We start from the raw sequence: 25,532 nt of genomic DNA on the forward strand, positions 1-25,532 counted from the left end.
CATGCGGATCCCGAACCGGCGCACGCCCGCACCCGCATCCACGTCGGCCGCCGCCATCGACGCCGGTCCCCTCCGCCTTCGTCAACGCGAAGACCGCCCCTGTGCGTCCCGCTCTGCGGCGGGCGCACAGCGCGTGACGGCAGCAGCTGCAGCGCCGGCCGCAGCCATGACCCGGCGCCGGTCCCGGCGCTGCGCATCGGCTGCACGCGTGCTCGCCGGGGAAGCGGACGCGCTCGCCGCTGCCAGGGGTATCAGCGCAGCTCCGCCTCGAATCCGCGCACGAACTCGGTCAGGTCCTGGCCGCAGGCACGGCAGAACTCGCGCAGCTGCAGCAGGTCCATCCGCCGCGAGCCGCGCTCCACGTCGCTGACGTAGGACTGCGGGCGGTCCAGGGCAACGCTCAGCTGGGCCTGGGTCAGGCCCGCCCGTTTGCGGATCCCACGCAGCAGCCGCTGCAGCACTTGATACTCGGCCTTGTGGATCGACTTGGCGGACATGACGGCATGGATCTCAGGATGCCGCAGCGACCCTATATCTGCTTTTCATATATCTATAAATCAGATAAATTGCCCCGTGGCGGATCCGCATCCACACACGCCAGCACCTTGCTCCCCCAAGGTCGTCCGCGTCTCCCCAGCTGCGGCAGGCTCTGGGTGCGGGTCCGCCGCTGTCGTCCCGACCAAAGCCGTTCCCAGCCCCGAGGAAGAGCCGTGAGCCAGCCAGAGTTGCGCCAGTTCGTCGCGCGAACGCTGTCCGAACTGGGGAACGCACCTGCTCCGGAGCAGGAGAACGGGGCGCTGGACACACTCATCGGCCTGCTGCTGGACAACTTGAAGGACCAGGACGCAGACAGCGGCATCGCCGGATTCGCGCAGGAGCGGCTGCACATGCTGGAACGGGCGGCCAGGCGCGAATCCGAGGATTGCCTGGAACGCCTGCGCTGCCTGCTGGAGCTGCTGGACGGCAGCGTGGCGGTGGGCGGCCCGCCACCGTCGCGCGAGCTGCTGCAGCGGCTGTGCCATCACCTGCTGCGCGCGCTGGTCGATCACGAGCGCTGGCAATCGCTGGCCGACAACGCCGGCTACTACCGCGATCATCGCGAAGTGGCGGCGCGGGTGGCGCAGGCCTGGCAGCGCACGACGCCGTCGCAGGCGGTAGCCGAGCCGCGCTGACGGTTCGCGCGGCCGGCTGCCAGCCGGAACGCCGAACGGACCACCACCGCCGCCGCGCATGGACACGAAGGCCCGGAGCCTGCACGTCCGCCCCGTCGCGGCGACACGCATGCAAGGCCGGCGCCCTCGTTTTCACGGCGCGATGGTCCCGGCTTTCCTATGCTGAATGCACGCACGGCCGGCACGGCACCTGAGGCAACCCGCCAGGTCCGCCGCGCCGTGCACGCCATGCAACGTCCTGGAGGAATCGCCATGTCCCGCATGAAGACCGGCACGATCCTGGCCCTGGCGGCCGCGGCGGGGGCGTGGGCCTACTTGAATCGCACCCGTGCCCGCGACCGCATCGCGCCCGAGTTGCGGGTGGCCGCCACCCGGATCCGCACCCCGGACGTCGGACCGATCATGCTGCACGCGGTGCGTGCGCTTTCGAGAAGGCAAGCAAGGTGCGTGGAAGGAGTGTCCGTCGAAACCCGCAGCATCGCCACGCCCGACGGCGCCCAGATCACGCTCCACGTCTACCGCCCGGCAGCGGCCCGGCGCGGCGGCCCGGTCATGCTGCACACGCATGGCGGCGGGATGATCGGCGGCTCCGTGCCCGGCTCGCAGGAGTGGATCTCCGGCTATGCCCGCGACCTCGGCATGGTCGTCGTGTCGACCGAGTACCGGCTGGCTCCCGAGCATCCGTTCCCCACGCCGCTGGACGATGTCCACACCGGCTATCGCTGGCTGCTGGAGAACGCGGGCGAACTGGACGTCGACCCGCAGCGGATCGTCGTCGCCGGCGAGAGCGCCGGTGGCGGGCTGACCGCCGGCCTGTGCCAGCGCCTGCTCGACGAGGGCGAACGGCTGCCTGTCCTGCAGATCCTCATCTACCCCATGCTCGACGACCGCACCGCCCTGCGCCCGGCGGCGCACGATCGCGGGCAGATCGGCTGGACACCGGGGTCCAACCTGTTCGCCTGGACCAGCTACCTGGGCCGCGCGCCCCGCGTGGAGGAGGCACCGGACTACGCGGCGCCGGCGCGGCGCGAGGACCTGAGCGGCCTGCCGCCGGCATGGATCGGCGTGGGCACGCTGGACTTGTTCTACGAGGAAGACATCACCTATGCCGCCCGCCTGCGCGCGGCGGATGTCCCATGCGAACTGGTCGAGGTGCAGGGCGCGTACCACGCGTTCGACCTGCTCATCCCGTGCGCGCTGTCGCGCGACTTCCGGCAGCGTTTCCTGCGGGCGGCGCGCCGCGCGACGGCCACGGAGTAGGTCGCAACGCCGGCCGGATCTCCGCTGTACCGCCCACGGCCTTGCATCGCGCAGGCCGGACGGCAGCAATCCGGCCGGTGTCCCCTGCCTGCGAGGCAGCGCGCCCTGGCGCGGAGTCCGGCCATTTCCGGCCCGGCGTCACCCAGCGGTGCGGCCGGTGCGCCAACTGATGCAATCGATATTCATTCTCAATAGAATGGCGCGCTTTCGCCCGCATCGGTCCGCTTCATGCCCCGCACCCTGCTTTTCTGCTGCTGCCTCGCCTGCCTGACCTCCCCCGCCTTCGCCGCAGAGACCGGATACGCTTCGGCGGCCGATCCCGCCGCCGACGCCCTCCCCCCGCACCGCCACGGCCATGCCAGGGACCACGCCCGCGGCCCGGCCACCACCGGCGCGAACGCGGTCACCGATCTTTCGGCCGTGCAGGTCCATGCCGACAACGACCCACGGGCATTCCAGGCCGCCGGCCCGGCCGCCGTCAGCAAGTCCGACGTACCGCTGGCGCTGACCCCGATGTCGATCGACGTGCTGACCCGCGGCCTGCTCGACAGCCAGCAGGTGCGCAGCGTCAACGAGGCACTGCAGAACTCGGCCGGCGTGGTCGGCGGCACCTTCGGCCGGCGCGGCTGGGACGACCTGATCATCCGCGGCCAGACCGCCTCCGACTCGCTGTTCCTGGACGGGCTGCGCACCGCCGCCTCCAACCGCGTCGCCGAGCAGGTGTCCGGCCTGCAGCAGATGGAGGTGTTCAAGGGCCCGGCCTCGCTGCTGTACGGGCAGGTGCTGCCGGGCGGGCTGGTCAACATGGTCAGCAAGCGCCCGCAGGCCGCGGCGTTCGTGCGCGGCGAACTCGGCGCCGGCAGCTACGGCCTGCGCCAGGGCACGCTGGACGTCAACCAGCCGCTGGCCGGCGGCAAGGCGGCGCTGCGCGTCAACGCGCTGGCGATGAACAGCGACGACGCCACCGACCACGTGTGGTCGCGCGAACGCTGGATCGCGCCATCGCTCTCGCTGGAGTTCGGCCCGGACACCGATTTCGTCGTGCTCGCCAGCCACCAGCAGCGCCGCTACATCCGCCAGCAGGGGCTGCCGCTGGAAGGCTCGATCTATCCCAACGCCAACGGCAGGCTGCGCCGCAGCCTGTTCACCGGCGAGCTCGACCAGCAGCCCTACGACGCCGAGCAGACCCGCGTCGGCTACCAGCTCGACCATCGCTTCGGCAACGGCTGGAACCTGCACCACGGCCTGCGCTGGCAGGAGTACGACGTCGAGGGCGAACTGGTCGCCAACAACGGCGTCGGCAGCGACGGCACCACGGTGAGCCGCACCGCCCAGCACCAGCACTGGCGCGGCGGCACCTGGGTGCAGGACACCTACCTGAGCCGGCACTTCGACAACGGCGCGTTACAGCACAGCCTGACCGTGGGCGTGGACGCGTTCAGGACCCGCGAGTCGACCCAGACCAACCGCTGCAGCGTCGGCGCACTGAACCTGTACGCGCCGGTCTACGGCGGCGTCAGCTGCTCGGACGTCCGCAGCACCGACAGCCGCAGCGTGGTGCGCTCGGCGGGGCTGTACGCCCGCGACCAGATCCGCATCGCCGGCGACTGGCAGCTGCTGCTCGGCCTGCGCCACGACCGCAGCGAGGTCACCTCGCGCAACAACCTGACCGCGGTCGGGACCCGTACCAAGGACAGCGCCACCACCGGCTCGGCGGCGCTGATGTACGAGATCGTCCCCTCGGTCCGCCCCTACCTCAGCTACGCGAGCTCGTTCTACCCCAACACCGGCACCGACGTGCAGGGCCGTCCGTTCGATCCGGAACAGGGCCGGCAGTGGGAACTGGGGGTGAAGTTCGACCTGCTCGGCGGCGCCGCGACCCTCACCGCGGCCGCCTACGACCTGCGCCGGCGCAACGTGCTGGAGGACGACCCGGACAACGACGGCTACAGCATCGCGATCGGCGAGCAGCGCAGCCGCGGCGGCGAACTGAGCCTGAGCGCGGACCTGGGCAACGGCCTCAGCGTCAACGCCGGCTATGCCTACACCGAGGCGACGATCACCGACGACGGCGGCCAGCCCAGCTCGACGGTCGGCCAGCGCCTGAACAACGTGCCGCGCAACAGCGGCTCGCTGTGGCTGCGCTACGACCCGCACGCAGGCAGCGACGGCTGGTATGCCGGCGCCGGCCTGCGCACCGCCGACGCCCGCTACGCCTATGGCTACACCCTGGCCGGCTACACCGTGTTCGACGCCGGCGTCGGCTACCGCCACGGCCGCTGGGACTACGCGCTGAACGTGCGCAACCTGTTCGACCGCGACTACTACGCCGGCGGCCTGGCCCGCGCCGTGGCGCTGGGCGATCCGCGCACATTGAGCTTCAGGCTGGGCTTCGCGTACTGAACGCAGGCCGGGGCGATGCCGGCGGACCGGCACTTCGGTTTCGAACAACGGCGGCGTGCCGGCACGACCGCCCCGAGGAGGCCGGCGCGATCATTCCGACCTGCAGCCGTACCGCAATAGCCGGGTGAAGCAGGAGCGCAGCCCGGCCGGCCCCGTGTTGCCCTCACCCGCCGCCGCCGGTGATCGTGCTAGATAGGTCGCTGGCGCCATCCCTGCCGGCCCGCGGGACGCGTCGTCGCCGATACCGCCACTGCGCCGTGATCCGCCGATGCCGATACCCCACCCAACGCCGACAGACGATCCCGGCATGCCGACGGCGGCGCAGGCCACCAGCGCGCCGCCTTCCCACGGACCTCTCTGGAGCTTCCTCGTGCGACACCGCACCAGCCTGACCGATCTGGGCATCATCGCCGCCGTCGTGGCCGTGCTGGCCTACCTGGTGTTCGCCTACGACGTCTTCGTCAGCGAAGGCCGGGTCAGCGCGGCGCAGCAGACGGTCGAGCTGGACGAGGCGCTGCTGCTCGGCGCGATCCTGCTGCTGGGCCTGCTGGTCTTCTCGATCCGCCGCTACCGCGAGCAGAAGCGCGAGGCGCACTGGCGGCAGCAGGCTGAGCGCCATGCCCGCGAACTGGCCTACCAGGATCCGCTGACCGGCCTGCCCAACCGGCGCGAGTTCGAGGAGGCGCTGCACGTCGCGGCGGCCTCGCCGCCGCGCGCCGGCTCGGTGCACGCGGTGCTGATGATCGACCTCAACGGCTTCAAGCAGGTCAACGACGTCTATGGGCACGACGCCGGCGACGGCGTGCTGCTGGTCGTCGCGCAGCGGCTGCGGCGGGCGCTGCGCGACGACGAGTCGATCGCGCGACTGGGCGGCGACGAGTTCGTCGTGCTCGCCCGCCACCTGCTGGGCCCGGAAGCGGCGTCGAACATCGCGCTGCGGCTGTTGCAGAGCCTGAGCGATCCGGTCCAGGTCAACGGCGTCGCCCACAGCCTCAGCGCCGGCATCGGCATCGCGCTGCTGCCGCTGGACGCGGACAGCGCCGAGGAAGCGCTGCGCAAGGCCGACGTGGCGCTGTACCGCGCCAAGGCCGAGCGGCGCGCGGCGTTCCGCTTCTTCGAGGAGGAGATGGACCAGTTGATCCGCGAGCGCGAGCAGGTGGAACAGGAGTTGAAGCAGGCGCTCGCGCACGACCGCATCCAGCCGTGCTTCCTGCCCTCGCGCGACCTGCGCAGCGGCGTGGTGGTCGGCTTCGATGCCAGGCCGCAGTGGATCCGCGAGGACGGCGAGCAGATGCCGCCGGAGCGCTTCCTGCCGATCGCCGCCGAGACCGGGCTGATCCATGCGCTGGCGCTGCGGCTGTGGCAGCAGGCCTGCACCATCGCGCTGCAGTGGCCCGACACGGTGATCCTGGCCATCGACGTCCTGCCGGGCCAGCTGCACAACCCGCAGCTGGCCGCCGACATCCTGCAGGTGCTGGACCGCACCGGGCTGGCGCCGCGGCGACTGCAGATGAACGTCGCCGAGGACATGGTGGTGCAGGACCTGGCCGCGGCCAAGGCGCTGATCGCGCCATTGCAGGCGCGCGGCGTGGCCATCGCGCTGAACCACTTCGGCACCGGCTACTCCAACCTCTATCACCTGAGCGAGTTCCACTTCGACAAGGTCAAGATCGATCGCCGCCTGGTCGAGCACATGGACCAGGAGTCCAGCGCCAAGGTGGTGCGCGCGCTGGTCGGCCTGAGCCAGGGCCTGGGACTGAAGGTCAGCGCCGATGGCATCGCCCGCCGCGACCACGATTTCCTGCTCGACGTCGGCGTGCATGAGGGCCAGGGCGCCGATACGCTGGTCAGCGGCCCGAACACGCTGGAAATGCTGCGCATCGGCCCGGTAGGCGCCGGGCGACGCGACGCGACATAAGGCAGGCCTCCCCAGGCATGGCGGCTCCCTTCGCCCGCTTGCGGGGGAAGAGCCTGCCCCCGCGAAGGCGGGGGTGCCCGAAGGGCGGATGGGGGCTGTCTGGAGCATGGGAATGCCACCGCAAAAGCGCCCTCATCCGGCGCTGCGCGCCACCTTCTCCCGCAAGCGGGCGAAGGGAGCCGGGGTTGGAATGCGGTGACGAGACTGCCCCGCCCCGCCCGGCACTACAATCGTGCGGCAGCCCGCCCGCCGTCGCTCGATGGCCACGTGCCTACGCTCCCCACTCCAAGGGTCACGCATGAAGAAGATCGGTTTCCTTTCCTTCGGCCACTGGGCCCCGTCGCCGCACTCGCAGACGCGATCGGCCGCCGATGCGCTGCTGCAGTCGATCGACCTGGCCGTCGCCGCCGAGGCGCTCGGCGCCGACGGCGCGTACTTCCGGGTGCACCACTTCGCCCGCCAGCTGGGTTCTCCCTTTCCGCTGCTGGCGGCGGTCGGCGCCAGGACCCGGCGCATCGAGATCGGCACCGCCGTCATCGACATGCGCTACGAGAACCCGATGTACATGGCCGAGGACGCCGGCGCGGCCGACCTGATCGCCGGCGGCCGCCTGCAGCTGGGCATCAGCCGCGGCTCGCCCGAGCAGGTGATCGACGGCTGGCGCTACTTCGGCTACGCCCCGGCCGAAGGCGAGAGCGATGCCAACATGGCCCGGCGCCACGCCGAGGTCTTCCTCAACGTGCTGCAGGGCAAGGGATTCGCCAAGCCCAACCCGCAGCCGATGTTCCCGAACCCGCCCGGCCTGCTGCGCCTGGAGCCGCACGCGCCGGGCCTGCGCGAGCGCATCTGGTGGGGCGCCGGCTCCAACGCGACCGCCGCCTGGGCCGCCAAGCTGGGCATGCACCTGCAGAGCTCCACCCTCAAGGACGACGAGGACGGGCGCCCGTTCCACGTCCAGCAGGCCGAGCAGATCCGCGGCTACCGCGAGGCCTGGAAGCAGGCCGGCCACGCCCACGCACCGCGGGTGTCGGTGAGCCGCAGCATCTTCGCCCTGGTCAACGACGAGGACCGCCGCTACTTCGGCCAGGGCGGCCAGGACGAGGACCAGATCGGCTACCTGGGCGGCGGCACCCGCGCGATCTTCGGCCGCAACTACGCAGCCGAGCCCGACGTCCTCATCAAGGAGCTGGCCGCGGACGAGGCCATCGCCGAGGCCGACACGCTGCTGCTGACCGTGCCCAACCAACTGGGCGTGGACTACTGCACGCACGTGATCGAGTCGATCCTGACCCACGTCGCGCCCGGGCTGGGGTGGCGCTAGCGCATTTCCCTGGCGCGGCTCGACGGGCTTTCACGGCGATGGCCTGCTCCGACGGTCGAAAGCAACGACCGAAGCAACGATAGAGCCGTCCGGTCGGCCTGCGAACATCGATACGCCTGCGCGTGGCATCCCACGGGAAGCCTGTCGCCGGCTCCGCGTTCGCGCAGCGTTTTCCGGGAAACGGCATCGACGCGTCGCCGGATGACTGCAGCGCAGACGTCGATGCCGCGGATGTCGTCGGGACTCGAAGCGGGGCTTGTCCGCCGAACCTTCTTCACGTCGTCTCCCTGAAGCCCCATCTCTTGATCACAAATCAGGAATAGCCATCTCCCTTCTCCCGCTTGCGGGGCTGGGCACCCTCGGGGTGGAAGGTGCCCGAAGGGCGGATGGGGGCCGGTTGAGGCATGGGAAAGCCACAGCAAAAGCACCCTCATCCGGCGCTGCGCGCCACCTTCTCCCGTGAACGGGAGAAGGGAGACTCCGCGGCGATTCCGGATGAGCGAGCGCTGTCCCCTTCTCCCGCGTGCGGGGGAAGGTGCCCGGAGGGCGGATGGGGGCTGGCTGGAGCATGGGAAAGCAACAGCAGAAGCGCCCTCATCCGGCGCTACGCGCCACCTTCTCCCGTGAACGGGAGAAGGGAGGTTCCGCGGTGATTGCGGATGAGCGAGCGCCGTTCCCTTCTCCCGCTTGCGGGAAGGGGCCCGAAGGGCGGATGGGGGCTGTCTGGAGCATCGGGAAGCCACAGCAAAAGCACCCTCATCCGGCGCTGCGCGCCACCTTCCCCCATGAACGGGAGAAGGGAGACTCCGCGGCGATTCCGGATGCGCGAGCGCCGTTTCCTTCTCCCGCTTGCGGGAGAAGGGAGAGCCTGGGATTTCGGAATGCGATGAAGAGACAGGGGTGCGGGAGAACTCGGCGCCTGTGCTTTGAAGGATGCGGCTACAGGGAGATTCCGCAGCCGGCAGCTCAACGCGAAAGTCCCGGAGTTCCTGCCTGCGCTGGGACGACTTCGATCTTTCCGGGCATGAGCCGCGCCACTCCGGCTGAGAGCTGCACGATCCTGCTTTTTCTCCAGGCGGTATCGCGCCGAAGCAGGAAATGCTTTTCAGTGGCCGAAACGCCTCATCACAGCCGGCTGGTCATCGCTGGTCATCCAGTGGCTTTCGTGCAGATCATGCAATGCCCACTCCGCTTGCCCCGGAGCGACGCCCGAGGCTTTCCCGGGCAGTGCACTTGCACGGGCCGATGGGCGCAAGGCCATCGCAAACCTCGGACACCGGACATCCGCTCATTGCGTATCGGACCCGCCGCCGCACCCGCAGCGATACGGCGTGGACCGATCGACATGCCACGCCGCGTCGTGACACGACATGAACACCCCATGCGCGACGGTACGCGGGTCGACCACGGGCGCGCACGAGGTTCGCGGGCTCCCGGGCCGGCCACGGAAGCACGCCTCCCGTCCCCTTCAAGGACACGCCGCCCATGAATGCCCTCGCCGTACCGCATCGCTCCGCCGTGGCTGTCGCCCTCTACGGCCTGCTCAACCCGATCCCGTTCGGCTGCTTCGTCGCCGCGCTGATCTTCGACATCGTCTACGCCCGCAGCGCGGAGATGCTGTGGATGAAGGGCGCCGCCTGGCTGATCGCCTTCGGACTGCTGTTCGCGGTGATCCCGCGCCTGGTCAACCTGGTGCAGGTGTGGATCACCGGCCGGCACGGCAGCACGGGCGTGGACCGGCTCGACTTCTGGCTCAACCTGCTCGCCATCGTCGCGGCGATCCTCAATGCCTTCGTGCACAGCCGCGACGCCTACGGGGTGGTGCCCGCCGCGGTCTGGCTCTCGGTGGTCACGGTGGTGCTGCTGTCGATCGCCCACGTCGCCGTCGCCTTGCGCTACCGCGCCACCGGGAGCTACGTCCATGAATAGGATCGTGCATCGCGGCACGCTGGCGCTGGCCTGCATCGCCCTGCTGGGCGGATGCAGCGAGAAGGCGTCGCTGGATCCGGCGCAGCAGTCCGGCAGCGCCCCGCCGCTGCCCGAGGCCCGGCACTTCATGGTGCCGCCGATGCAGGTTCCCGAGGGAGTGGGCTGGAAGCAGGGCCAGGCGCCGACGGTGCCGGCCGGCCTGCGGATCGAGAAGATCGCCGGCGACCTGGCGCATCCGCGCCAGCTCCTCGTCCTGCCCAACGGCGACGTGCTGGTGGTGGAGGCCAACGGTCCCGGCAGCGAGCCGGTGACCACGCCCAAGCAGCTGGTCGCCGGCATGATCAAGAGCCGCTCCGGCAAGGCCGCCAAGGGCGGCAACCAGATCACCCTGCTGCGCCGCGCGCCCGGCGCCGACGGCGAGTGGGAGAAACACGTGTTCATCGAGCACCTGCACTCGCCGTTCGGCGTGCAGCTGATCGGCGACACGCTCTACGTCGCCAACACCGACAGCCTGGTCAAGTTCCCCTACCGCAGCGGCGAGACCCGCATCGAGGTGTCGGGCGAGGAACTGGCCGACCTGCCGGGCAGCATCGAGCACCACTGGACCAAGGCGCTGCTGGCCAGCCCGGACGGCAGCAAGCTCTACGTCGGTGTCGGTTCCAACAGCAACATCACCGAGAACGGCCTGGCGGTGGAGTACCGCCGCGCGACCGTGCTCGAGGTCGATGTCGCCAGCGGCGCCAGCCGCGTCTACGCCTCCGGCCTGCGCAATCCGACCGGCCTGCAGTGGGAGCCGCAGAGCGGCAGGCTCTGGGCGATCGTCAACGAGCGCGACGAGATCGGCGCCGACCTGGTGCCGGACTACCTGACCTCGGTGCAGGAAGGCGGCTTCTACGGCTGGCCGTACAGCTACTTCGGCAAGCACGTGGACTCCCGGGTCAAGCCGGAACGGCCGGACCTGGTGGAGAAGGCCATCGTGCCCGACTACGCCATCGGCTCGCACGTGGCACCGCTGGGGCTGTGGTTCTACACCGGCGACGCGCTGCCGGCGAAGTACCGGGGCGGCGCCTTCATCGGCGAGCACGGCAGCTGGGACCGCTCGCCGCTGAGCGGCTACCGCGTCTCCTACGTCGCGTTCCGCGACGGCAAGCCGGTCGGCACGCCGGAGGCGGTCGTCACCGGCTTCCACTCCAGCGACGAGAAGCAGCTGTACGGCGCGCCGGTCGGGCTGGCGCAGGACAACGAGGGCGCGCTGCTGATCGCCGACGACGTCGGCAACGCGGTGTGGCGGGTGACGGCGGATGCGCGCTGAATCCAGGGCACGCCGGGCCGCGCGGTGTCACTGAGGCAACGGCAGGACCGGCGCCGGGCCGGGCGCGTGCGATGCTTCGGAACCCGGCGTGGCGAAGATCGCATCGCCGCCATCGACGCCCTGGGCGACGCCCCGGCGCGCAGCTTGCGTCCGCGACCGGGCCGCGCCGCGCGCGCGCGCGTCCGGGGGCGGACGACAGCGCCTTGCGGCGGCCGGCAACCGGGCTGACTTCCCGCATCCTCTCCCCCGCCACCGACAGACAACACCCCACGATGAACGAATCCCGCGCACCCCACGGTGCGGCCGCCGTCTTCCGCGTCGTCACCGGCAACTTCCTCGAGATGTACGACTTCATGGTGTATGGCTTCTACGCCACCGCCATCGGCCACGCCTTCTTCCCGTCCGACAACGCCTTCGCCTCGCTGATGCTGTCGCTGGCCACCTTCGGCGCCGGCTTCCTGATGCGGCCGATCGGCGCCCTGGTGCTGGGCGGCTACATCGACCGGCACGGCCGCCGCAAGGGGCTGATCCTCACCCTGGGCCTGATGTCGGCGGGCGTGCTGCTGATCGCCTTCGTGCCAGGCTACGCCGCCATCGGCGTGTTGGCTCCGGTGCTGGTGCTGGTCGGCCGGCTGCTGCAGGGATTCTCCGCCGGAGCCGAACTGGGCGGCGTGTCGGTCTACCTGGCCGAGATCGCCAGGCCCGGCCAGCGCGGTTTCTACGTGGCCTGGCAATCGGCCAGCCAGCAGGTGGCGGTGGTGTTCGCCGCGGCCCTGGGCGTGGTCCTGCACAGCCTGTTCGCCGACGCGCTGATGGACCGCTGGGGCTGGCGCATCCCGTTCTTCGTCGGCAGCCTGATCGTGCCGCTGATCTTCATGATCCGCCGCTCGCTCGAGGAAACCGCGCAGTTCGGCGCACGCAAGGCGCCGGACACCCGGCAGATCCTGCGATCGCTGCGGGCCAACGCCGGGCTGATCCTGGCCGGCGTCGGCATGGTGATGATGACCACCGTGTCGTTCTACCTCATCACCGCCTACATGCCGACCTATGGCTGCGCGGTTTTGCAGCTGGGCGAGCTGGAAAGCCTGCTGGTCACCGGCTGCATCGGCCTTTCGAACTTCGTCTGGCTGCCGGTGATGGGCGCGCTCAGCGACCGGGTCGGGCGCAAGCCGCTCCTGGTCGTCGCCTCGCTGGCCACGCTGCTGACCGTATGGCCCGCCCTGCAGTGGCTGGTGGCCGCGCCGTCGTTCGCGCGCCTGCTGCTGGTGGGCGAATGGCTGTCGCTGCTGTACGGCACGTACAACGGCGCGATGGTGGTGGCGCTGACCGAGCTGATGCCCACCGACGTGCGCACCACCGGCTTCTCGCTGGCCTACAGCGTGGCCACCGCGACGATGGGCGGCTTCACTCCGGCGATGTGCACCTGGCTGATCCACGCCACCGGCAGCCGCGCCGCGCCCGCGCTGTGGCTGGGCGTGGCCGCGCTGATCGGCCTGGGCTGCACGCTGGCGCTGTTCCGGCGTGGCGACCCGGCGAGCACGTTCGGGCCGCAGCAGCCCTCATAGGACCTGTCCACGATCCCAACAGCGATGCCGCCTGCTGATCGCAGGCCGTGACGCCGCCATTGCCTGCATCGCGGTCCCCCCTGCAGGAGCGACCTGCAGGAACGACCTGTAGGGGCGACCTGTAGGAGCGACTTCAGTCGCGATGGGGCTCTACCGGTAAAGCCCCATCGCGACTGAAGCCGCTCCTACGGGAGATCGTGAACAGGTTCTTGGAGCAGCCCTTTCCTCGCCAGGAAAATGCGGATTCGCTTGCCGCCGCCAGGCGAACCTGCTCCCCGGTTTCGATTTCCCGGGGCGATCCACTCCCGTTCAGTCCGCCAGCCCCAGGAACGCCCGCATCCGTGCCAGTTCTTCCTCCAGCGCCGCGGCAAATCCCGCATCGGCCGGAGGGTCGCCATCGACGTAGTGCAGCTGCGCCCGCAGCACGCCGGAGGTCAGCGACAGGTTGCCCCAGCCCACCACCCGGTCGCGCCACAGCAGCGGCAGCGCGTAGTACCCGAGCTTGCGCCTGGGCGCCGGCGTGTAGGCCTCGAAGCGGTAGGCCCAGCCCCAGAACAGCTCGAAGCGGCGGCGGTCCCACACCACCGGGTCGAACGGGGTCAGCAGGTGCACCCGCTCCGGCGCCTTCCAGCGGCGGCTGTCCGGCCGCTCGTCGGCCGGCCACAGCCAGTCGATGCCGTCCACCCGTGCCCGCTGCAGGCGCCCGCGCGCACGCTCCAGTGCCGGGGCGCGCGCGGCCTCCCACTGCGGCACGCCGTAGCGCAGGTAGCCCACCAGCTGCCGCAGGCTGGCCACGGGCAGCGGCGCGTACTTGGCCACGATCAGGTCGATCAGGGCGTCCATGCGCGCATCGATCGCGGCCGGGTCCACCGGCGCCAGCGCGTCGCGCAGCGCGTACAGGCGGGTGCCGCCCTCGCGCCGCGCCACCCGCAGCAGCCCGCGGTAGTGCATGCCATCGAGCAGCTGCGTGCTGGCGTTGCTGGAGCCGCCGAACCAGTTGGTGGTCTTGCCATGGGCGAAGCGGGCATCGACCTCGCGCGGGTGCACCACGCCGCGCTCGGCGATGAACGCGCGCACCTGCTCGGCCTGCTTCCAGCGCGCCGGCGTCCATGCCTGGCGCTCGCTGCGCGGATGCATCAGGGCATGGTGCGCGCGCGGCAGGTAGCCGTAGTTGACGAAGAAATCCTCTTCCAGCGGCAGCCGCGGATAGCGCCGCTCCAGGTCACCCGCGCGGTAGCCGACGACGCGGTGGCGCAGGGTCAGGTCCTGCGCGCGCGCCGGCGCGCGGATCGGATCGGCCTGGACGAAGCCCAGCCGCTCGATCGCCCGCATCAGCGTGGTCGGCCTGAACAGCGAACGGGCCACCGCGTAGCGGCGCAGATGATCGAGGGTGAGCGGCATGGCGCCCATCATGCAGCGATGGCCGGGCGATGGCCATGCGCGACGGCGGGCGGACCTGGCGGCCTTCGCGCACGGCGTGATCGTGCAACTGCGCTCTAACGACCGGCGGGACCGCAGCGAAGGCGGCCAGGGCCGAGGACAGCGCGCCGCGCCCGCATCCGGCCTGTTCGGTATCCCCTTAGAAAAAACTAACTCTTGCCGGGTATCCCTAGGCCGCCGCTTCCGGACCCATTGCCAGGCAACGGCCGGATCGGAACCTCTACCCAAGCCAAGGAAATTCTTATGCGCAAACCGGCGCTCGTATTGATCGTATCCGCGTTGGGCCTGACGGCCGCCACGCAACTCCACGCACAGGATGCCGGCAGCGCCGGCTGGTTCGTCAACGGCAGTGCCGGCCGCACCTCGATCAAGGAGGGCCCGTACGATGGCCGCGACACCGGCTACAGCGTCAACGGCGGCTATCGCTGGGGACTGTTCCCGTGGCTGTCGCTGGGCCTGGAGGTCGGTTACAACGACCTGGGCAACATCGAGGCCAGGAACCTGTTCGACGGCGACCAGGTGATCGACGACGGCAAGAGCCAGCTGCATGGATGGACGGCCGGCGTGAACCAGCGCTTCGACTTCGGCCCGAAGTGGTACGCCAGCGTGCGCGGCGGCGTCTACGGCTGGAAGGGTCGGGGCCTGAGCAACGACGAGGTGTCCAGGCGCCAGGACCTGGACAAGCTGTCCTGGTACGCCGGCGTCGGCGCCGGCTACGACTTCACCGATCACCTCAGCGCCGGCGTGAACTACGACTACTACGCCGCCAAGAAGTTCGACGTCGACCTGAGCACCGACATGGCGTCCTTGAGCGTGGAATACCGCTTCTGAGGCAAGCGCCGCCACGGCGGCATCGCAAGCAGGACGCGAAGGCGCCGGCAAGCCCCGCTTCCAGTCCTCTCGGTCCGCCCCGCGGATCAGCGCGATCGTCTCGCGCTGATCCGCGGGCACGGCGGGATGGCGCCGCGGACGCCGGCCCACCGTCCTCGCGAACGAGGGCGCGGCGATGCGGATTCACCGGCGGCCGGCAATCGCCGCGGCCGGCATGCCGGCCGGCAAGGCATCGCGCCGGCGCGTACCCGGTCGCCGTGCCGGGTGCGGCGGCCGGTCCCACCGGCCGGCGAAGGCGCGCGTTCCGTACAGACGGTTCCCGGCGCGATCCTCCGCATCCTCACCCGTGCCGCGACGTTCTAGAATCGAAGGCTCACTTCACCTTCGATACCGGCACCATGACCTCCTCCAGCCCCCTGCTCCGCGGCAGCATCGTCGCTCTTGTCACTCCCATGCACGAGGACGGCAGCGTCGATTACGCCTCGCTGCGGCGACTGGTGGACTGGCACGTGGCCGAGGGCACGGACTGCATCGGCGTGGTCGGCACCACCGGCGAGTCGCCCACCGTGGACGTGGAAGAACACTGCGAGATCATCCGCGTGGCGGTCGAGCAGGCGGCCGGCCGGGTGCCGGTGATGGCCGGGTGCGGCGGCAACTCGACCGCCGAGGCGATCGCGCTGGCGCAGTTCGCGCGCCAGGTGGGCGCCAGCAGCCAGCTGCAGGTGGTGCCCTACTACAACAAGCCCGGGCAGGAGGGGCAGTACCGCCACTTCAAGGCCATCGCCGAGGCGACCGGCGAGCTGCCGGTCGTGCTCTACAACGTGCCCGGACGCACCGTCGCCGACCTGCAGCACGCCACCGTGCTGCGGCTGGCGCAGATCCCGGGCATCGTCGGCATCAAGGAGGCCACCGGCAACCTCGAGCGCGCGCAGTGGCTGATCCGCGAGGTGCCGGAGCATTTCGGCGTGTACTCGGGCGACGACGCCACCGCCGTGGCGCTGATGCTGCTCGGCGGCCACGGCAACGTCAGCGTCACCGCCAACGTCGCCCCGCGCCTGATGCACGAGCTGTGCGCGGCCGCACTGCGCGGCGACGTGCGCGATGCGACGCGGATCCAGCAGCGACTGCTGCCACTGCACCGCAGCCTGTTCGTGGAAGCCAACCCGATCCCGGTCAAGTGGGCCGTGCAGCGCCTGGGCCTGTGCGGCGGCACCCTGCGCCTGCCGATGACCGAGCTGGAGCCGGGCAACCAGCCGCTGGTGGAGGCCGCGCTCCGCGAGGTGGGACTGCTGTCGCAGTGAAGCCCATGCGCGCAGGCTGGCCTGCCCGGCAGGGAGTGGACGGCGCCTGCTCGCCGAGGGATGCATGCGCGGGCGCGAACGGGCGAACGCAAGCGGCACGTTGGCGTCAGGCTGTGAACGCCGGGACCGGATCGGTTCGACCTGCTTGCACCAAGGCGGTCGACCCGCCTGCTGCGTTACCCCTGCGGGGCCGGCATGGCCACGCCGGGCACCTGGTTGCCCCGGGAATACATGCACTGCGCGTAGGCGTTGTCGTACGCCTGCTGGATGCCGTACTGCGAATTGCCGGGCCCGGCGCTGCCGTTGCTGGCGCCGATCGCACCGCCGGTGACCGCGCCCACCGCCACCAGCCCGCCGTCATGGTGGGGACCGGGACCGCCCCCCAGGGCCGCGCCCACCGCGGCACCCAGGACCGTGCCCAGCGCAGCCGACCCCACCGCCCTGTTGTTGGCCTGGTCGGTCATGCCCCTGACCGAACCGGCGGCGTACTGGCGGCAGGTCGCGTCATCGGCCTGGAACGCCTGGAATGGCTGGTTGGGGGCCGGCATCACCCGCACGCTGGGCACCATCGGCGTGGTCGCGCACCCGGCCAGCGCCAGCACGATGCCGCAGGCACCCCATGCTCGTATGTTCATGTTTCGTGTCTTCTCGAAGAATGGCTCAAGGGATCGGTTGCCTGACGAAATCGGTCGGGCACGCCTGGACCTCGGGGTAGTACCCCTGGCCGGGGCAGAAGTAGCGGAAGCGCGGCGGCGGGGCGACCGGCGCGGCGGGCTCGGTCGGCACGTAGGCCACCGCCGGGGGCGGCGCATAGGTCACCACCGACACCGCCGTGGGATAGGGATAGACGGGCCGGTCGTACCAGTACCACATGCCATCGACCAGCCACCACCAGCCCCAGCGACCATCGCGGTACTCGTGCCGCCATCCGCCCCGCGCCCACAGCGCGCGGTCGTCCGGCCCGAAGCGGCGGTAGTCCCCCGGGAAGCGGTGGTGTTGCCCGGGCCCGGGCCCGGCAGCCGGCCCCGCCCTTCCGGGTCCCCCGTCCCGCGAAGGACCATCGTGGGCCTGCACCGTCGTCACGGCACACAGCACGGACAGCATCGACGCATAGAGGACGGCTTTCATCTGCGGGTTCCAGGGCACAAGTTCCGACGAAGGGAAATATAGGCTTCGAACCTATCTGCAACTTGAGCACGCGGGCCCTTCCCGGAACCGGGACAGTGGCCATTCAATTTGCGTGGGGTCTGGTGCCAGGGCGCGGAAAATATTGCGTTTTCTGCCGTCGATTGACAGGCATGACAGCAAGTATCGGGAGCGGATCCACGCACCTGCACTCATGATCGGCACCTGCCGTTCCAAGACTGCGTCCACGCCAAAAGGCGGCACGCGGCGTCGCGGCGCGGCTGCCGGCGGGACCGGATACCTGTCGCGTCCATGCCCGGATTGCGCGAGTACTGCCCGCTCCCCGCGATCAGGCGGATCGGACTTCGACCGCACCCTGCCCAGTTGGGAACTCACGCCCCGTTGATGCGCGGGCACGCCTGGATAACGCCACCGGCGCCATCCTGGTGCCCATTCGAACGAGGAGACGGCAATGGGAATCCTTAGACTGTTGGCAATCGGTGCGGCGGGCGTGGTGGCATACAAGGCGTGGCAGAAGCGCCGGGCCGGCACGGATGCGGTGGCCGAACCCGACACCGGCGACGCGACAGCCCCGCATGGCGACCAGACGTTCGCCGAGTCCCCGCCCGATGTGCTTGCCGAGCCGAGCGCGCCCGGGACGCAATCGAGCAGAGGGTTCGGCGAATAGTGGTCGTTGCAGGCAGGGGCTGATCGCCCCACGCACCGCGTCCCCCGATGCATGACATTGGGGGTTTCGGCGGTTGTCCTGGAGCGGTTGTCCTGGAAGGGTGGGGGGTTCCACACACCGTCCGTTGCCGACACTGTCCCAGCGACTGCGAGCGAGACGACCCATCTCGCCGTCGCTGGCAGTTCGCCCTGGATGCCATGGGATGTCATCCCTGCATCCCGGGCAAATCGCCCCACGTCAGCCATGGGAAGACGTCTGCGCGCAACACGCGGCGAGTCACGAGCGGGGATCGCCTGCGACAGCAGCATGCTCCTGCCACCCGTGCGCGTTCGAACCCTGATCGAAGCCAGAAGCCCGGTGATCCACAGCGGGTTCGACCGCATGCCGCCTGCCTGCCTCGCAGGCTGCCAACATCGCGTGCACGGTACCGGCCCCGCAAGGATCGAGCCGGAGAGCGGACCTGCCCCTGCCCCCCGACGAGCAAGAACCTTGACTCGACCGAACAGGCAAGCCGACCCTGTCGCCCCTTTCGAAAGAACGCACTCTGCCCTGCTCGCGCCATGCTCCTGTCGCTCCTCGCCGTCGTCCCCTTCGCGTTTTGTCTCTACATGGTCCACCTGGCGGTGCGCCGCAGGCATGGAAATGCACTGCAAAGCAGTTTCGCCGCACACAGGTTCGACACCCCGGATGGACCGGTGGGCGGGGCGAGCCTGCGGGTGGTGAAGGCGAGCAACCAGGTTTCGCGCCACACCAGCAACGTGCCCGCCGAGGTGTTCTGGTACTGCGTCGGACCGGGGCCGAGCTATTTCCTGGCCATCGCGCAGGTCAGGATGAAAGGGCGCAGGTTCGAGGTGGACTGGACCGTGCGCCCGCTCACCGAGGAACGCATGCGCGCGGCGCTGGCCGGGGATCGCAAGGCGACCGCACTGGCGTTCGGCTAGAAGTAGCGGAACGGCGATCGGGCCGACCGGCTCGCAACAGGACTCCTCCGTGCTGCGCCTGCTCGTCTGCGCGTCCACGCCTCGCAAGCCTTCGCTTCGCCGATGGCAAGCCAGCGTATCGACAGCACGAGCATCCCCTGGGAAAGCGGGTCATCAGATCCCGGTCCTTCGCCCCATTCCCCCGCTCACTGCCGCGGCGGCCGCTCGCGCCGGGGCGCGAGTTCTGCCATGTCGCGCACGCGCCTACCCGCCTCGCGCACCAGCTGCGGCAGCACCCGGGTCTCCGGCAGCAGGCGCCAGAACTTCTGCGGCATCTCCTGGCGCATCATCCGGGTATTGAGCCGCGCCGGATTGAAGATGCTGGCGTAGTAGGTCTGCCACAGCGCCTCGCCGGCCTCGTCGGCGGGCACCTCGTCGCTGCGGCCGCCCGGGCCCAGCCAGAGCGACTCGCCGTCCCAGGTGGCGCTGCGGCTTGGGGTGAGGATCGACCAGCGCATGCCGGCGAAGCGGCGCAGGAAGAACGGCGCGACGCGATCGACGATGCCGTGCTCCGGCTCATACCAGGCCACGAACGTGTCGTCCTGTCCCGGCACGGCGCGGAAGCGCACGAAGGCCTTCATCTTGTGCACGTCGCGGCGCACCGCCTTCTCCATCCGCGCCAGCTGGTGGATGTCGCGGTCGACGGCGCGCTCCAGCAGGCCGCGCTCGCCCTCGCCGATGCGCCACAGCACGCGGTACAGCAGGCCATGCCGGGCCGGATCGCGATGGCACAGCACGCGCCCGGCCAGGTCCAGGAAAGCCGCCGGCACCTGCAGCCCGCCGCGGATCACCGGCGCCTGCTGCAGCGGCTGCGCGGGCAGCAGGGCGACCTGCGCGCCGTCTTCCCATTCGATCGACTCCGGCGCGATGCCCGCTTCCCAGCCATGCCGCGCCAGCGCGCGCCAGCACGGCAGCGACCAGCCCGGATCGACCACGGCCCGCCAGCTCATGCGAACAGGTCGGCCTGCCGCGGTGCCGGCGCCAGTTCCGCGCGCAGCCGCGCCGGATCGTCCAGCCGGCGGCGCGGATGGTGGTCGAGCACGCTGACGAACGGCAGCATCCTCGCCAGCGGCGCGCGCAGGCGCCCCAGGTCGTCCAGCCGCAGCCGTCCGTGCCGGCGCGATGCCAGGATCTTCTGCACGTTGCGGGTGCCCAGCCCGGGCACCCGCAGCAGCATTTCCCGCGAGGCGGAATTCAGGTCCACCGGGAAGCACTCGGGATGGCGCAGCGCCCAGGCCAGCTTCGGGTCGATGTCCAGGGCCAGCATGTCGCCGCCCCCGTTGCTGCCGACGATGTCCTCCACCCGGAACTCGTAGAAGCGCAGCAGCCAGTCGGCCTGGTACAGGCGATGCTCGCGCAGCAATGGCGGCGGCCTCGGCGGCAGCTGCGCCGAGGCATCCGGGATCGGCGAGAACGCCGAGTAGTACACCCGGCGCATGCGGTAGTCTCCGTACAGCGCGTCGCTGGCGCGCAGGATGGTCGCGTCGCTGGCGCCGTCCGCGCCCACGATCATCTGCGTGCTCTGCCCGGCCGGCGCGAAGCGCGGCGGACGCGCGCGCAGCAGCGGCTTGTTGGCCTGCTCGCGGCGCTCGCCGCGGTTCACGGCGATGCGCTCGTGCACCTGCCCCATCGCCGCGCGGATGCCGTCGGCGCGCTTCTGCGGCGCCAGCTGCCTCAGGCCCTCCTCGGTCGGCAGCTCGACGTTGATGCTGAGCCGGTCGGCATAGCGGCCCGCGCGCTCGATCAGCTCCGGCGAGGCCTCGGGGATGGTCTTGAGGTGGATGTAGCCCGCGAAGCGGTGATCCTCGCGCAGGCTGCGCGCCACCTCGACCAGCTGCTCCATGGTGTAGTCGCCGTCGCGGATGATGCCGCTGGAAAGGAACAGGCCCTCGATGTAGTTGCGCTTGTAGAAATCCAGCGTCAGCTTCACCACCTCGGCGGTGGCGAAGCGCGCCCGGCGCACGTTGCTGCTGGCGCGGTTCACGCAGTAGACGCAGTCGTAGATGCAGAAGTTGGTCAGCAGGATCTTCAGCAGCGACACGCAGCGGCCGTCGGGCGTGTACGAATGGCAGATGCCCATGCCCTCGGTACTGCCGATGCCGCCCTTGCCCAGCGAATGCCGCCGCCCGCCGCCGCTCGAGGCGCAGGACGCATCGTACTTGGCGGCATCGGCCAGGATGTTCAGCTTCTGCGCCAGTTCCATGCGTAGACGGTGCCACGCCCCAGTCTCAGATTCCGAGACTGCAAGGCGGAACGGGACAGACTCGTCAACGATTCGATGCGCTTCCAGCGAAGCCGACGACCATGCCGGGGATGATTGATTCGTCGTCCCCGCGCAGGCGGGGACCCAGCGACTTGCGCGGTGGATCCGCCAGCTACGGAACCTTGCGGCAATTCATCTTCCAAGCCACAGGGACTGGCACCCCGCCTGCGCGCAGCAGTGGGGAAACCCCGATCGTCGCTCCCGCGCAAGCGGGAGCCCGTGGACATCGCCCCGATCTGCACGAACGTCCCTGGATGATCGGCCCTCCGGGCCGCTGTAAAGCGCTTCCCGCCTGCGCGGGGATGACGAGAAGCCAAGGTTGTGCGCGCAAGCTTCGAGCCGGGTTCCGAAAGCCCGCAGGTATACCAAGAGCCCTGAATTCATTCGGCGCCCCATTCGCCCCGGCGGCAGTCCGGGAAAAAGCGCGCCGCTCCCCCGCCCGGACCGCTACCTGCCGGCCGTGTACGCCTTCACCGCATCCATCGCCATCTGCACGTGCTTCTCGGGGCTGCGGTCGGTGTAGCTGAGCAGGATCTTGCCGTCCGGCGCGATCACGAACGAGGTGCGGTTGGACAGGGTCTTGCCGTCGGCCTGCATGGTGGCATCGAACTTCGCCGCGACCTTGGCACCCGGGTCGGCGGCGACGGCGAACTTGTCCCGGCACTCGGCGCTGGAGAACTCCTCCACCCGCTCGATGTTGCCGGCGGTGACGCCGACCACGGTCGCCCCCAGCTTCTCGAACTTCGGGGTCGCCTCGGCGAACCGGTGGGCCTCGATGGTGCAGCCGGCGGTGAAGGCGGCCGGGAAGAAGTACAGCACCACCGGCCCGCGCCTGAGCGCCTGGCCGAGGTCGAAGGTCGTCGGCTTGCCGGCCAGGGCCGCCGTCAGGGTGAACTGGGGCGCGGTGGCGCCCTGCGGCAATGCGGCGAAGGCCGTCATGACCGGCAGCATGGCACCCGCCGCCAGCAACAGCGCCAGGCGCCTGACGAACTTGTTCGTGGTCTTCATACGAGACTCCATGAAATGAGGGATATGGCCCGTGGACAGGGTGGCACAGGACAGGGCCAGGCGATCATGGCCAACCGCCTCCGACGAGGCGATTCAGGCGTGCCCGTCACCCGTCCCGGATGTGGCCGGGCCAATATGCAGCCGCGCCTGTTATGCCCGCTTGACGGCTCCCGCTCCTCCGGGCGGCGGCGTGCATCCCGCCGATCCGGAACTAACGGATGCGGAAACCCAGCCCCCGCAGACCGTCGCACGAGCACGACCGACGCCTGGACTATTGACCGCCGTACCGGACATCGCCACACGCCCGCACTTGCGCAGGGAGGACGGCAGCATGCTGCAGATCGCGCTGCAACCAGGCTTCCCGGACGCCCCGGACTTCACCCGGCGGTTGCGCGCCGCGATCGGCACGACGCAGGAGAGCTTGCGTAGCCAGTGCGCGCACCTGATTGGCGCCAACTGCCAGTTGTCTTGCCCAATCGACCGCCGGCAGGGGCCGACACTCGACGCCAATCAGGTGCGCGCATGGCGACGATACTCGAGGCTCACCGGCCAAGGGCATCCCTGATGGAGGCCGCGCAACGCATGACACAATCCAGCACGATCGACCGACGCAGGCCAGCACCCCGATGAAGCCCCTGATCCCAGCCGTTCTTTGCCTCATGATCGCCAGTTCGTCCCTGGCTGCGCACGCCTCCGAAGCACCTGTCCCGAGGAATCGCCAGGAGGCCGTGGCGATCGTCGAGGACATGCGCCGGGTGGTGGCCGACGACGGCATCGAGCGCCTGGAGAAGATCCGCATCGGCGGCATCGACCAGTGGGTCTCGATCCGCGGCAACGACCGCCGCAACCCGGTGCTCCTCATGCTGCATGGCGGGCCCGGATGGGTGGCGATGCCGACCAGCTGGTACTTCCAGCGCGGCTGGGAGGAGTACTTCACCGTGGTGCAGTGGGACCAGCGCGGCGCGGGCAAGACCTACTCGGCCAACGACCCGGCGCAGGTCGCCCCCACGATGACGCGCGAACGCATGACCGCCGACACCGAGGAGATGGTGGCCTGGCTGCGCCAGGAGTTCGGCAAGGACAAGATCTTCGTGCTCGGCCACTCCTGGGGCAGCTACCTGGGACTGGAGCTCGCACGGCGGCGGCCGGAATGGCTGCATGCCTACATCGGCGTCGGGCAGATATCGAACGCGCCCGAGAGCGAGCGCCGCGGCTGGGCGTGGACGCTGCGGCAGGCACGGCAGGACGGCAATGCGCAGGCGGTGGAGGAACTGCAGGCGATCGCCCCGTATGCCCAGGGCAATGACCCGGTGCCGCTGGACAGCCTGTTCAAGCAGCGCAAGTGGCTGAACCACTACGGCGGCATGGTCCACAACCGCCAGGGCGGCGATGCGGAAGCGGCCGCGATCAAGCTCTCGCCGGAATACACCGACGCCGACCTGTCCGGCGTATGGAAAGGCAACGAGTTCTCGATGGAGCACCTGCTTGCGGAAGTACTGACGCTGGACATGAGCCAGGTCCGCGAACTGGAGACGCCCGTGTTCCTGTTCCTGGGGCGCCACGACCGGAACGTGTCTTCCGAAGTGGCGGCCGAATGGTTCGCCACGGTGAAGGCCCCGCGCAAGCGGCTGGTGTGGTTCGAGCAGTCCGCCCACGAAGTCATGAACGAAGAGCCCGGCAAGACGCTGGTCACGCTGGTGCAGGAAGTCCGCCCGATCGCCGAAGCGGCCGGCGACAGCGGACGTTGAGCCGTGGAGGACGGCGCTCGTGGCCGCATCGCGGCCACGGCACCGGGGACTACCCCGAAGTCCAGCCGTTGTGGGCCAAGGTTCCTGGCCGGTCCGCTCCGGAACGCCCGCTCCCGGCCAGGAGGCGGACACGAGCGCTGAATCTTCATCGCAGACGTCTTGCCGCCGAGCAAGACATTGGCATGGCGATAGCCCGCTTGCGTGGCCCCGGCGGCCATTGCCTGCCCGGCAAGGCCGGCACCGAAGACCGGGCCCCACACGCTCCCGCAGGTAGCCATGCATGGTCTTCGTTTGCGATCGGATTCTTCCAGGCCTTGCCGCGCGCGCTTCCTGCCGCCCCCATGTTGGATGCAAGCGACTTGGCCTGCGCACTCGCCGTTTCGCCCAGCATCGGCGACGCCATGACGTCCCATGAAAAGGTCATGCCGCCGCGTCCTGTAGAGACGGCGCGCAGGCTGGAGCCAGGCACCGGACAGCCACTCTCGGCTTACCAGGCGAAGGGTTGACCGGAACCTTCTCGGGCCCGGCCGCGATGCGTCGCCCGCGCCTGCGGTGCGCTGGTATCGGGAGCATCGACCTCGACCTGGATCGAGGCGGCAATCGACCGGCCCGGCCTCACCCGGCCAGCACCGTCGAGATCATATCCGCCAGCAGTTGCCGCACGGTGTCCGGCGCGAGGCCGGGATCGCGCACGGCGCGCATCGCCAGGCCCTCCACCAGCAGGCGCAGCAGCAGGGTGCGCCGTTCGAGGTCGCCCTCGTCCGCCGCGCGCCCCCGCCCGATGTCGTGCTGGCGCAACCAGCCGGCGATGGCAGCGCTGGTCTGCTTGTCGTGCCGGCGCAGGACCTCGGCCACCACCGGATCCCGGTGCGCCTCGGCGGTGATTTCCGCAAACAACGCGACGCTGGCGATGCCGTTGCCGCGGATATCCAATGTCTCCCCGCGCGCCCATTGCTGGTAGCAGCGCAGCAGGCCTTCGACCAGGTCCGACGATGCCGGCATGTGGTCGATCGCGTCCTGGTCGTGCACGAGCTGGCGTTCGATCAGCGCCAGGATCAGTGCCCGCTTGTTCTCGAAGTAGCGATACATCAGCCCCTGGCTGATGTCCGCCTCTGCCGCGATCTCGCTGACGGACCCGGCGTGGAACCCGCGGGTGATGAAGCAGCGCTGCGCGGCATCGAGGATACGTTGGCGCTGGGCCTCCGCGCGGGCGGCGGCGGCGTCTTCGGCAGGAGGGGCATCGGGGGTGTTCAGCGTCATTGCTTGTC

21 protein-coding genes and 1 pseudogene are annotated in these 25,532 nt (G+C 70.0%); 14 read left to right on the top strand and 8 right to left on the bottom strand.

Translation table 11 applies throughout. The features are described from left to right. Positions 1-251 precede the first annotated feature (251 nt). The gene (locus LRX76_RS05140; RefSeq protein WP_231802788.1) at positions 252-497 is read right to left on the bottom strand and encodes a helix-turn-helix transcriptional regulator; all 246 of its coding nucleotides are present in this window, start codon (positions 495-497) and stop codon (positions 252-254) included. A 213-nt stretch (positions 498-710) separates the two neighbouring features. Between LRX76_RS05140 and LRX76_RS05145 the strand changes: the two genes are divergently transcribed. The 8 genes from LRX76_RS05145 to LRX76_RS05180 all read left to right on the top strand — a co-directional run bounded on the left by LRX76_RS05145 (position 711) and on the right by LRX76_RS05180 (position 12,880). Then, positions 711-1,172, top strand: a complete 462-nt coding sequence (locus LRX76_RS05145; RefSeq protein WP_231802790.1) for a hypothetical protein — start codon at positions 711-713, stop codon at positions 1,170-1,172. A gap of 252 nt (positions 1,173-1,424) precedes the next feature. Next, the gene (locus tag LRX76_RS05150; protein ID WP_231802792.1) at positions 1,425-2,432 is read left to right on the top strand and encodes an alpha/beta hydrolase; all 1,008 of its coding nucleotides are present in this window, start codon (positions 1,425-1,427) and stop codon (positions 2,430-2,432) included. A 228-nt stretch (positions 2,433-2,660) separates the two neighbouring features. Next, complete coding sequence (locus LRX76_RS05155; RefSeq protein ID WP_231802794.1) at positions 2,661-4,835, top strand: TonB-dependent siderophore receptor; 2,175 nt, start codon at positions 2,661-2,663, stop codon at positions 4,833-4,835. 370 nt (positions 4,836-5,205) lie between these two features. Next, complete coding sequence (locus tag LRX76_RS05160; protein ID WP_231802796.1) at positions 5,206-6,753, top strand: EAL domain-containing protein; 1,548 nt, start codon at positions 5,206-5,208, stop codon at positions 6,751-6,753. A gap of 298 nt (positions 6,754-7,051) precedes the next feature. Then, a complete protein-coding gene (locus tag LRX76_RS05165) occupies positions 7,052-8,074 on the top strand; it encodes an LLM class flavin-dependent oxidoreductase (protein ID WP_231802798.1) in 1,023 nt (340 codons plus the stop codon). 1,518 nt (positions 8,075-9,592) lie between these two features. After that, a complete protein-coding gene (locus tag LRX76_RS05170) occupies positions 9,593-10,003 on the top strand; it encodes a DUF2231 domain-containing protein (RefSeq protein ID WP_231802800.1) in 411 nt (136 codons plus the stop codon). Beyond that, positions 9,996-11,315, top strand: a complete 1,320-nt coding sequence (locus tag LRX76_RS05175) for a sorbosone dehydrogenase family protein (protein ID WP_231802802.1) — start codon at positions 9,996-9,998, stop codon at positions 11,313-11,315. The genes LRX76_RS05170 and LRX76_RS05175 overlap by 8 nt, the downstream gene beginning before the upstream one ends. A 272-nt stretch (positions 11,316-11,587) precedes the next feature. Next, on the top strand, positions 11,588-12,880 hold the full coding sequence (locus LRX76_RS05180) for an MFS transporter (RefSeq protein ID WP_231802804.1): 1,293 nt from the start codon (positions 11,588-11,590) through the stop codon (positions 12,878-12,880). 309 nt (positions 12,881-13,189) lie between these two features. On the opposite strand, the gene LRX76_RS05185 is transcribed toward LRX76_RS05180, so the two are convergent. Continuing rightward, positions 13,190-14,290: a crosslink repair DNA glycosylase YcaQ family protein gene (locus LRX76_RS05185; RefSeq protein ID WP_231802806.1), complete on the bottom strand. Its 1,101-nt coding sequence runs from the start codon at positions 14,288-14,290 to the stop codon at positions 13,190-13,192. Positions 14,291-14,563: 273 nt separating this feature from the next. Between LRX76_RS05185 and LRX76_RS05190 the strand changes: the two genes are divergently transcribed. Both LRX76_RS05190 and dapA read left to right on the top strand, forming a co-directional pair. Continuing rightward, a complete protein-coding gene (locus LRX76_RS05190; RefSeq protein ID WP_231802808.1) occupies positions 14,564-15,151 on the top strand; it encodes a porin family protein in 588 nt (195 codons plus the stop codon). Positions 15,152-15,567: 416 nt separating this feature from the next. Continuing rightward, positions 15,568-16,452 carry a 4-hydroxy-tetrahydrodipicolinate synthase gene (gene dapA, locus LRX76_RS05195; RefSeq protein WP_331716758.1) on the top strand — a complete coding sequence of 295 codons (885 nt, stop codon included), beginning with the start codon at positions 15,568-15,570 and terminating at the stop codon, positions 16,450-16,452. Positions 16,453-16,628: 176 nt separating this feature from the next. Here dapA and LRX76_RS05200 read toward each other — a convergent pair whose 3' ends face one another. Further along, the gene (locus tag LRX76_RS05200) at positions 16,629-17,087 is read right to left on the bottom strand and encodes a hypothetical protein (protein WP_231802812.1); all 459 of its coding nucleotides are present in this window, start codon (positions 17,085-17,087) and stop codon (positions 16,629-16,631) included. A 25-nt stretch (positions 17,088-17,112) separates the two neighbouring features. Continuing rightward, entirely contained in the window at positions 17,113-17,580 is a 468-nt protein-coding gene (locus tag LRX76_RS05205; RefSeq protein WP_231802814.1) for a hypothetical protein, read from the bottom strand. 469 nt (positions 17,581-18,049) lie between these two features. Between LRX76_RS05205 and LRX76_RS05210 the strand changes: the two genes are divergently transcribed. Together LRX76_RS05210 and LRX76_RS05215 are read left to right on the top strand one after the other, a co-directional pair. Beyond that, entirely contained in the window at positions 18,050-18,265 is a 216-nt protein-coding gene (locus tag LRX76_RS05210) for a hypothetical protein (RefSeq protein WP_231802816.1), read from the top strand. A gap of 560 nt (positions 18,266-18,825) precedes the next feature. Then, on the top strand, positions 18,826-19,206 hold the full coding sequence (locus LRX76_RS05215) for a hypothetical protein (protein WP_231802818.1): 381 nt from the start codon (positions 18,826-18,828) through the stop codon (positions 19,204-19,206). Between the two features lie 212 nt (positions 19,207-19,418). Here the strand turns inward: LRX76_RS05215 and LRX76_RS05220 are convergent. From LRX76_RS05220 to LRX76_RS05230, 3 genes and pseudogenes are all read right to left on the bottom strand, one after another. Beyond that, a pseudogene (locus tag LRX76_RS05220) lies at positions 19,419-20,195 on the bottom strand (TIGR03915 family putative DNA repair protein); the annotation flags it as partial. Next, on the bottom strand, positions 20,192-21,448 hold the full coding sequence (locus LRX76_RS05225; protein WP_231802820.1) for a putative DNA modification/repair radical SAM protein: 1,257 nt from the start codon (positions 21,446-21,448) through the stop codon (positions 20,192-20,194). The pseudogene LRX76_RS05220 and the gene LRX76_RS05225, both read right to left, overlap by 4 nt. Before the next feature lie 507 nt (positions 21,449-21,955). Next, positions 21,956-22,516 (bottom strand): peroxiredoxin, encoded by a 561-nt coding sequence (locus LRX76_RS05230; RefSeq protein WP_231802822.1) that lies wholly within the window; start codon positions 22,514-22,516, stop codon positions 21,956-21,958. Positions 22,517-22,847: 331 nt separating this feature from the next. Here LRX76_RS05230 and LRX76_RS05235 point away from each other — a divergent pair, with 331 nt between their 5' ends. After that, positions 22,848-23,081: a hypothetical protein gene (locus LRX76_RS05235; RefSeq protein WP_231802824.1), complete on the top strand. Its 234-nt coding sequence runs from the start codon at positions 22,848-22,850 to the stop codon at positions 23,079-23,081. Positions 23,082-23,244: 163 nt separating this feature from the next. After that, the gene (locus tag LRX76_RS05240) at positions 23,245-24,264 is read left to right on the top strand and encodes an alpha/beta fold hydrolase (protein ID WP_231802826.1); all 1,020 of its coding nucleotides are present in this window, start codon (positions 23,245-23,247) and stop codon (positions 24,262-24,264) included. 615 nt (positions 24,265-24,879) lie between these two features. On the opposite strand, the gene LRX76_RS05245 is transcribed toward LRX76_RS05240, so the two are convergent. Then, complete coding sequence (locus LRX76_RS05245) at positions 24,880-25,524, bottom strand: TetR/AcrR family transcriptional regulator (RefSeq protein ID WP_231802828.1); 645 nt, start codon at positions 25,522-25,524, stop codon at positions 24,880-24,882. Positions 25,525-25,532 lie beyond the last annotated feature (8 nt).

The organism is Stenotrophomonas sp. MMGLT7 (assembly GCF_021168555.1).
In the GTDB taxonomy this organism is placed as follows: domain Bacteria; phylum Pseudomonadota; class Gammaproteobacteria; order Xanthomonadales; family Xanthomonadaceae; genus MMGLT7.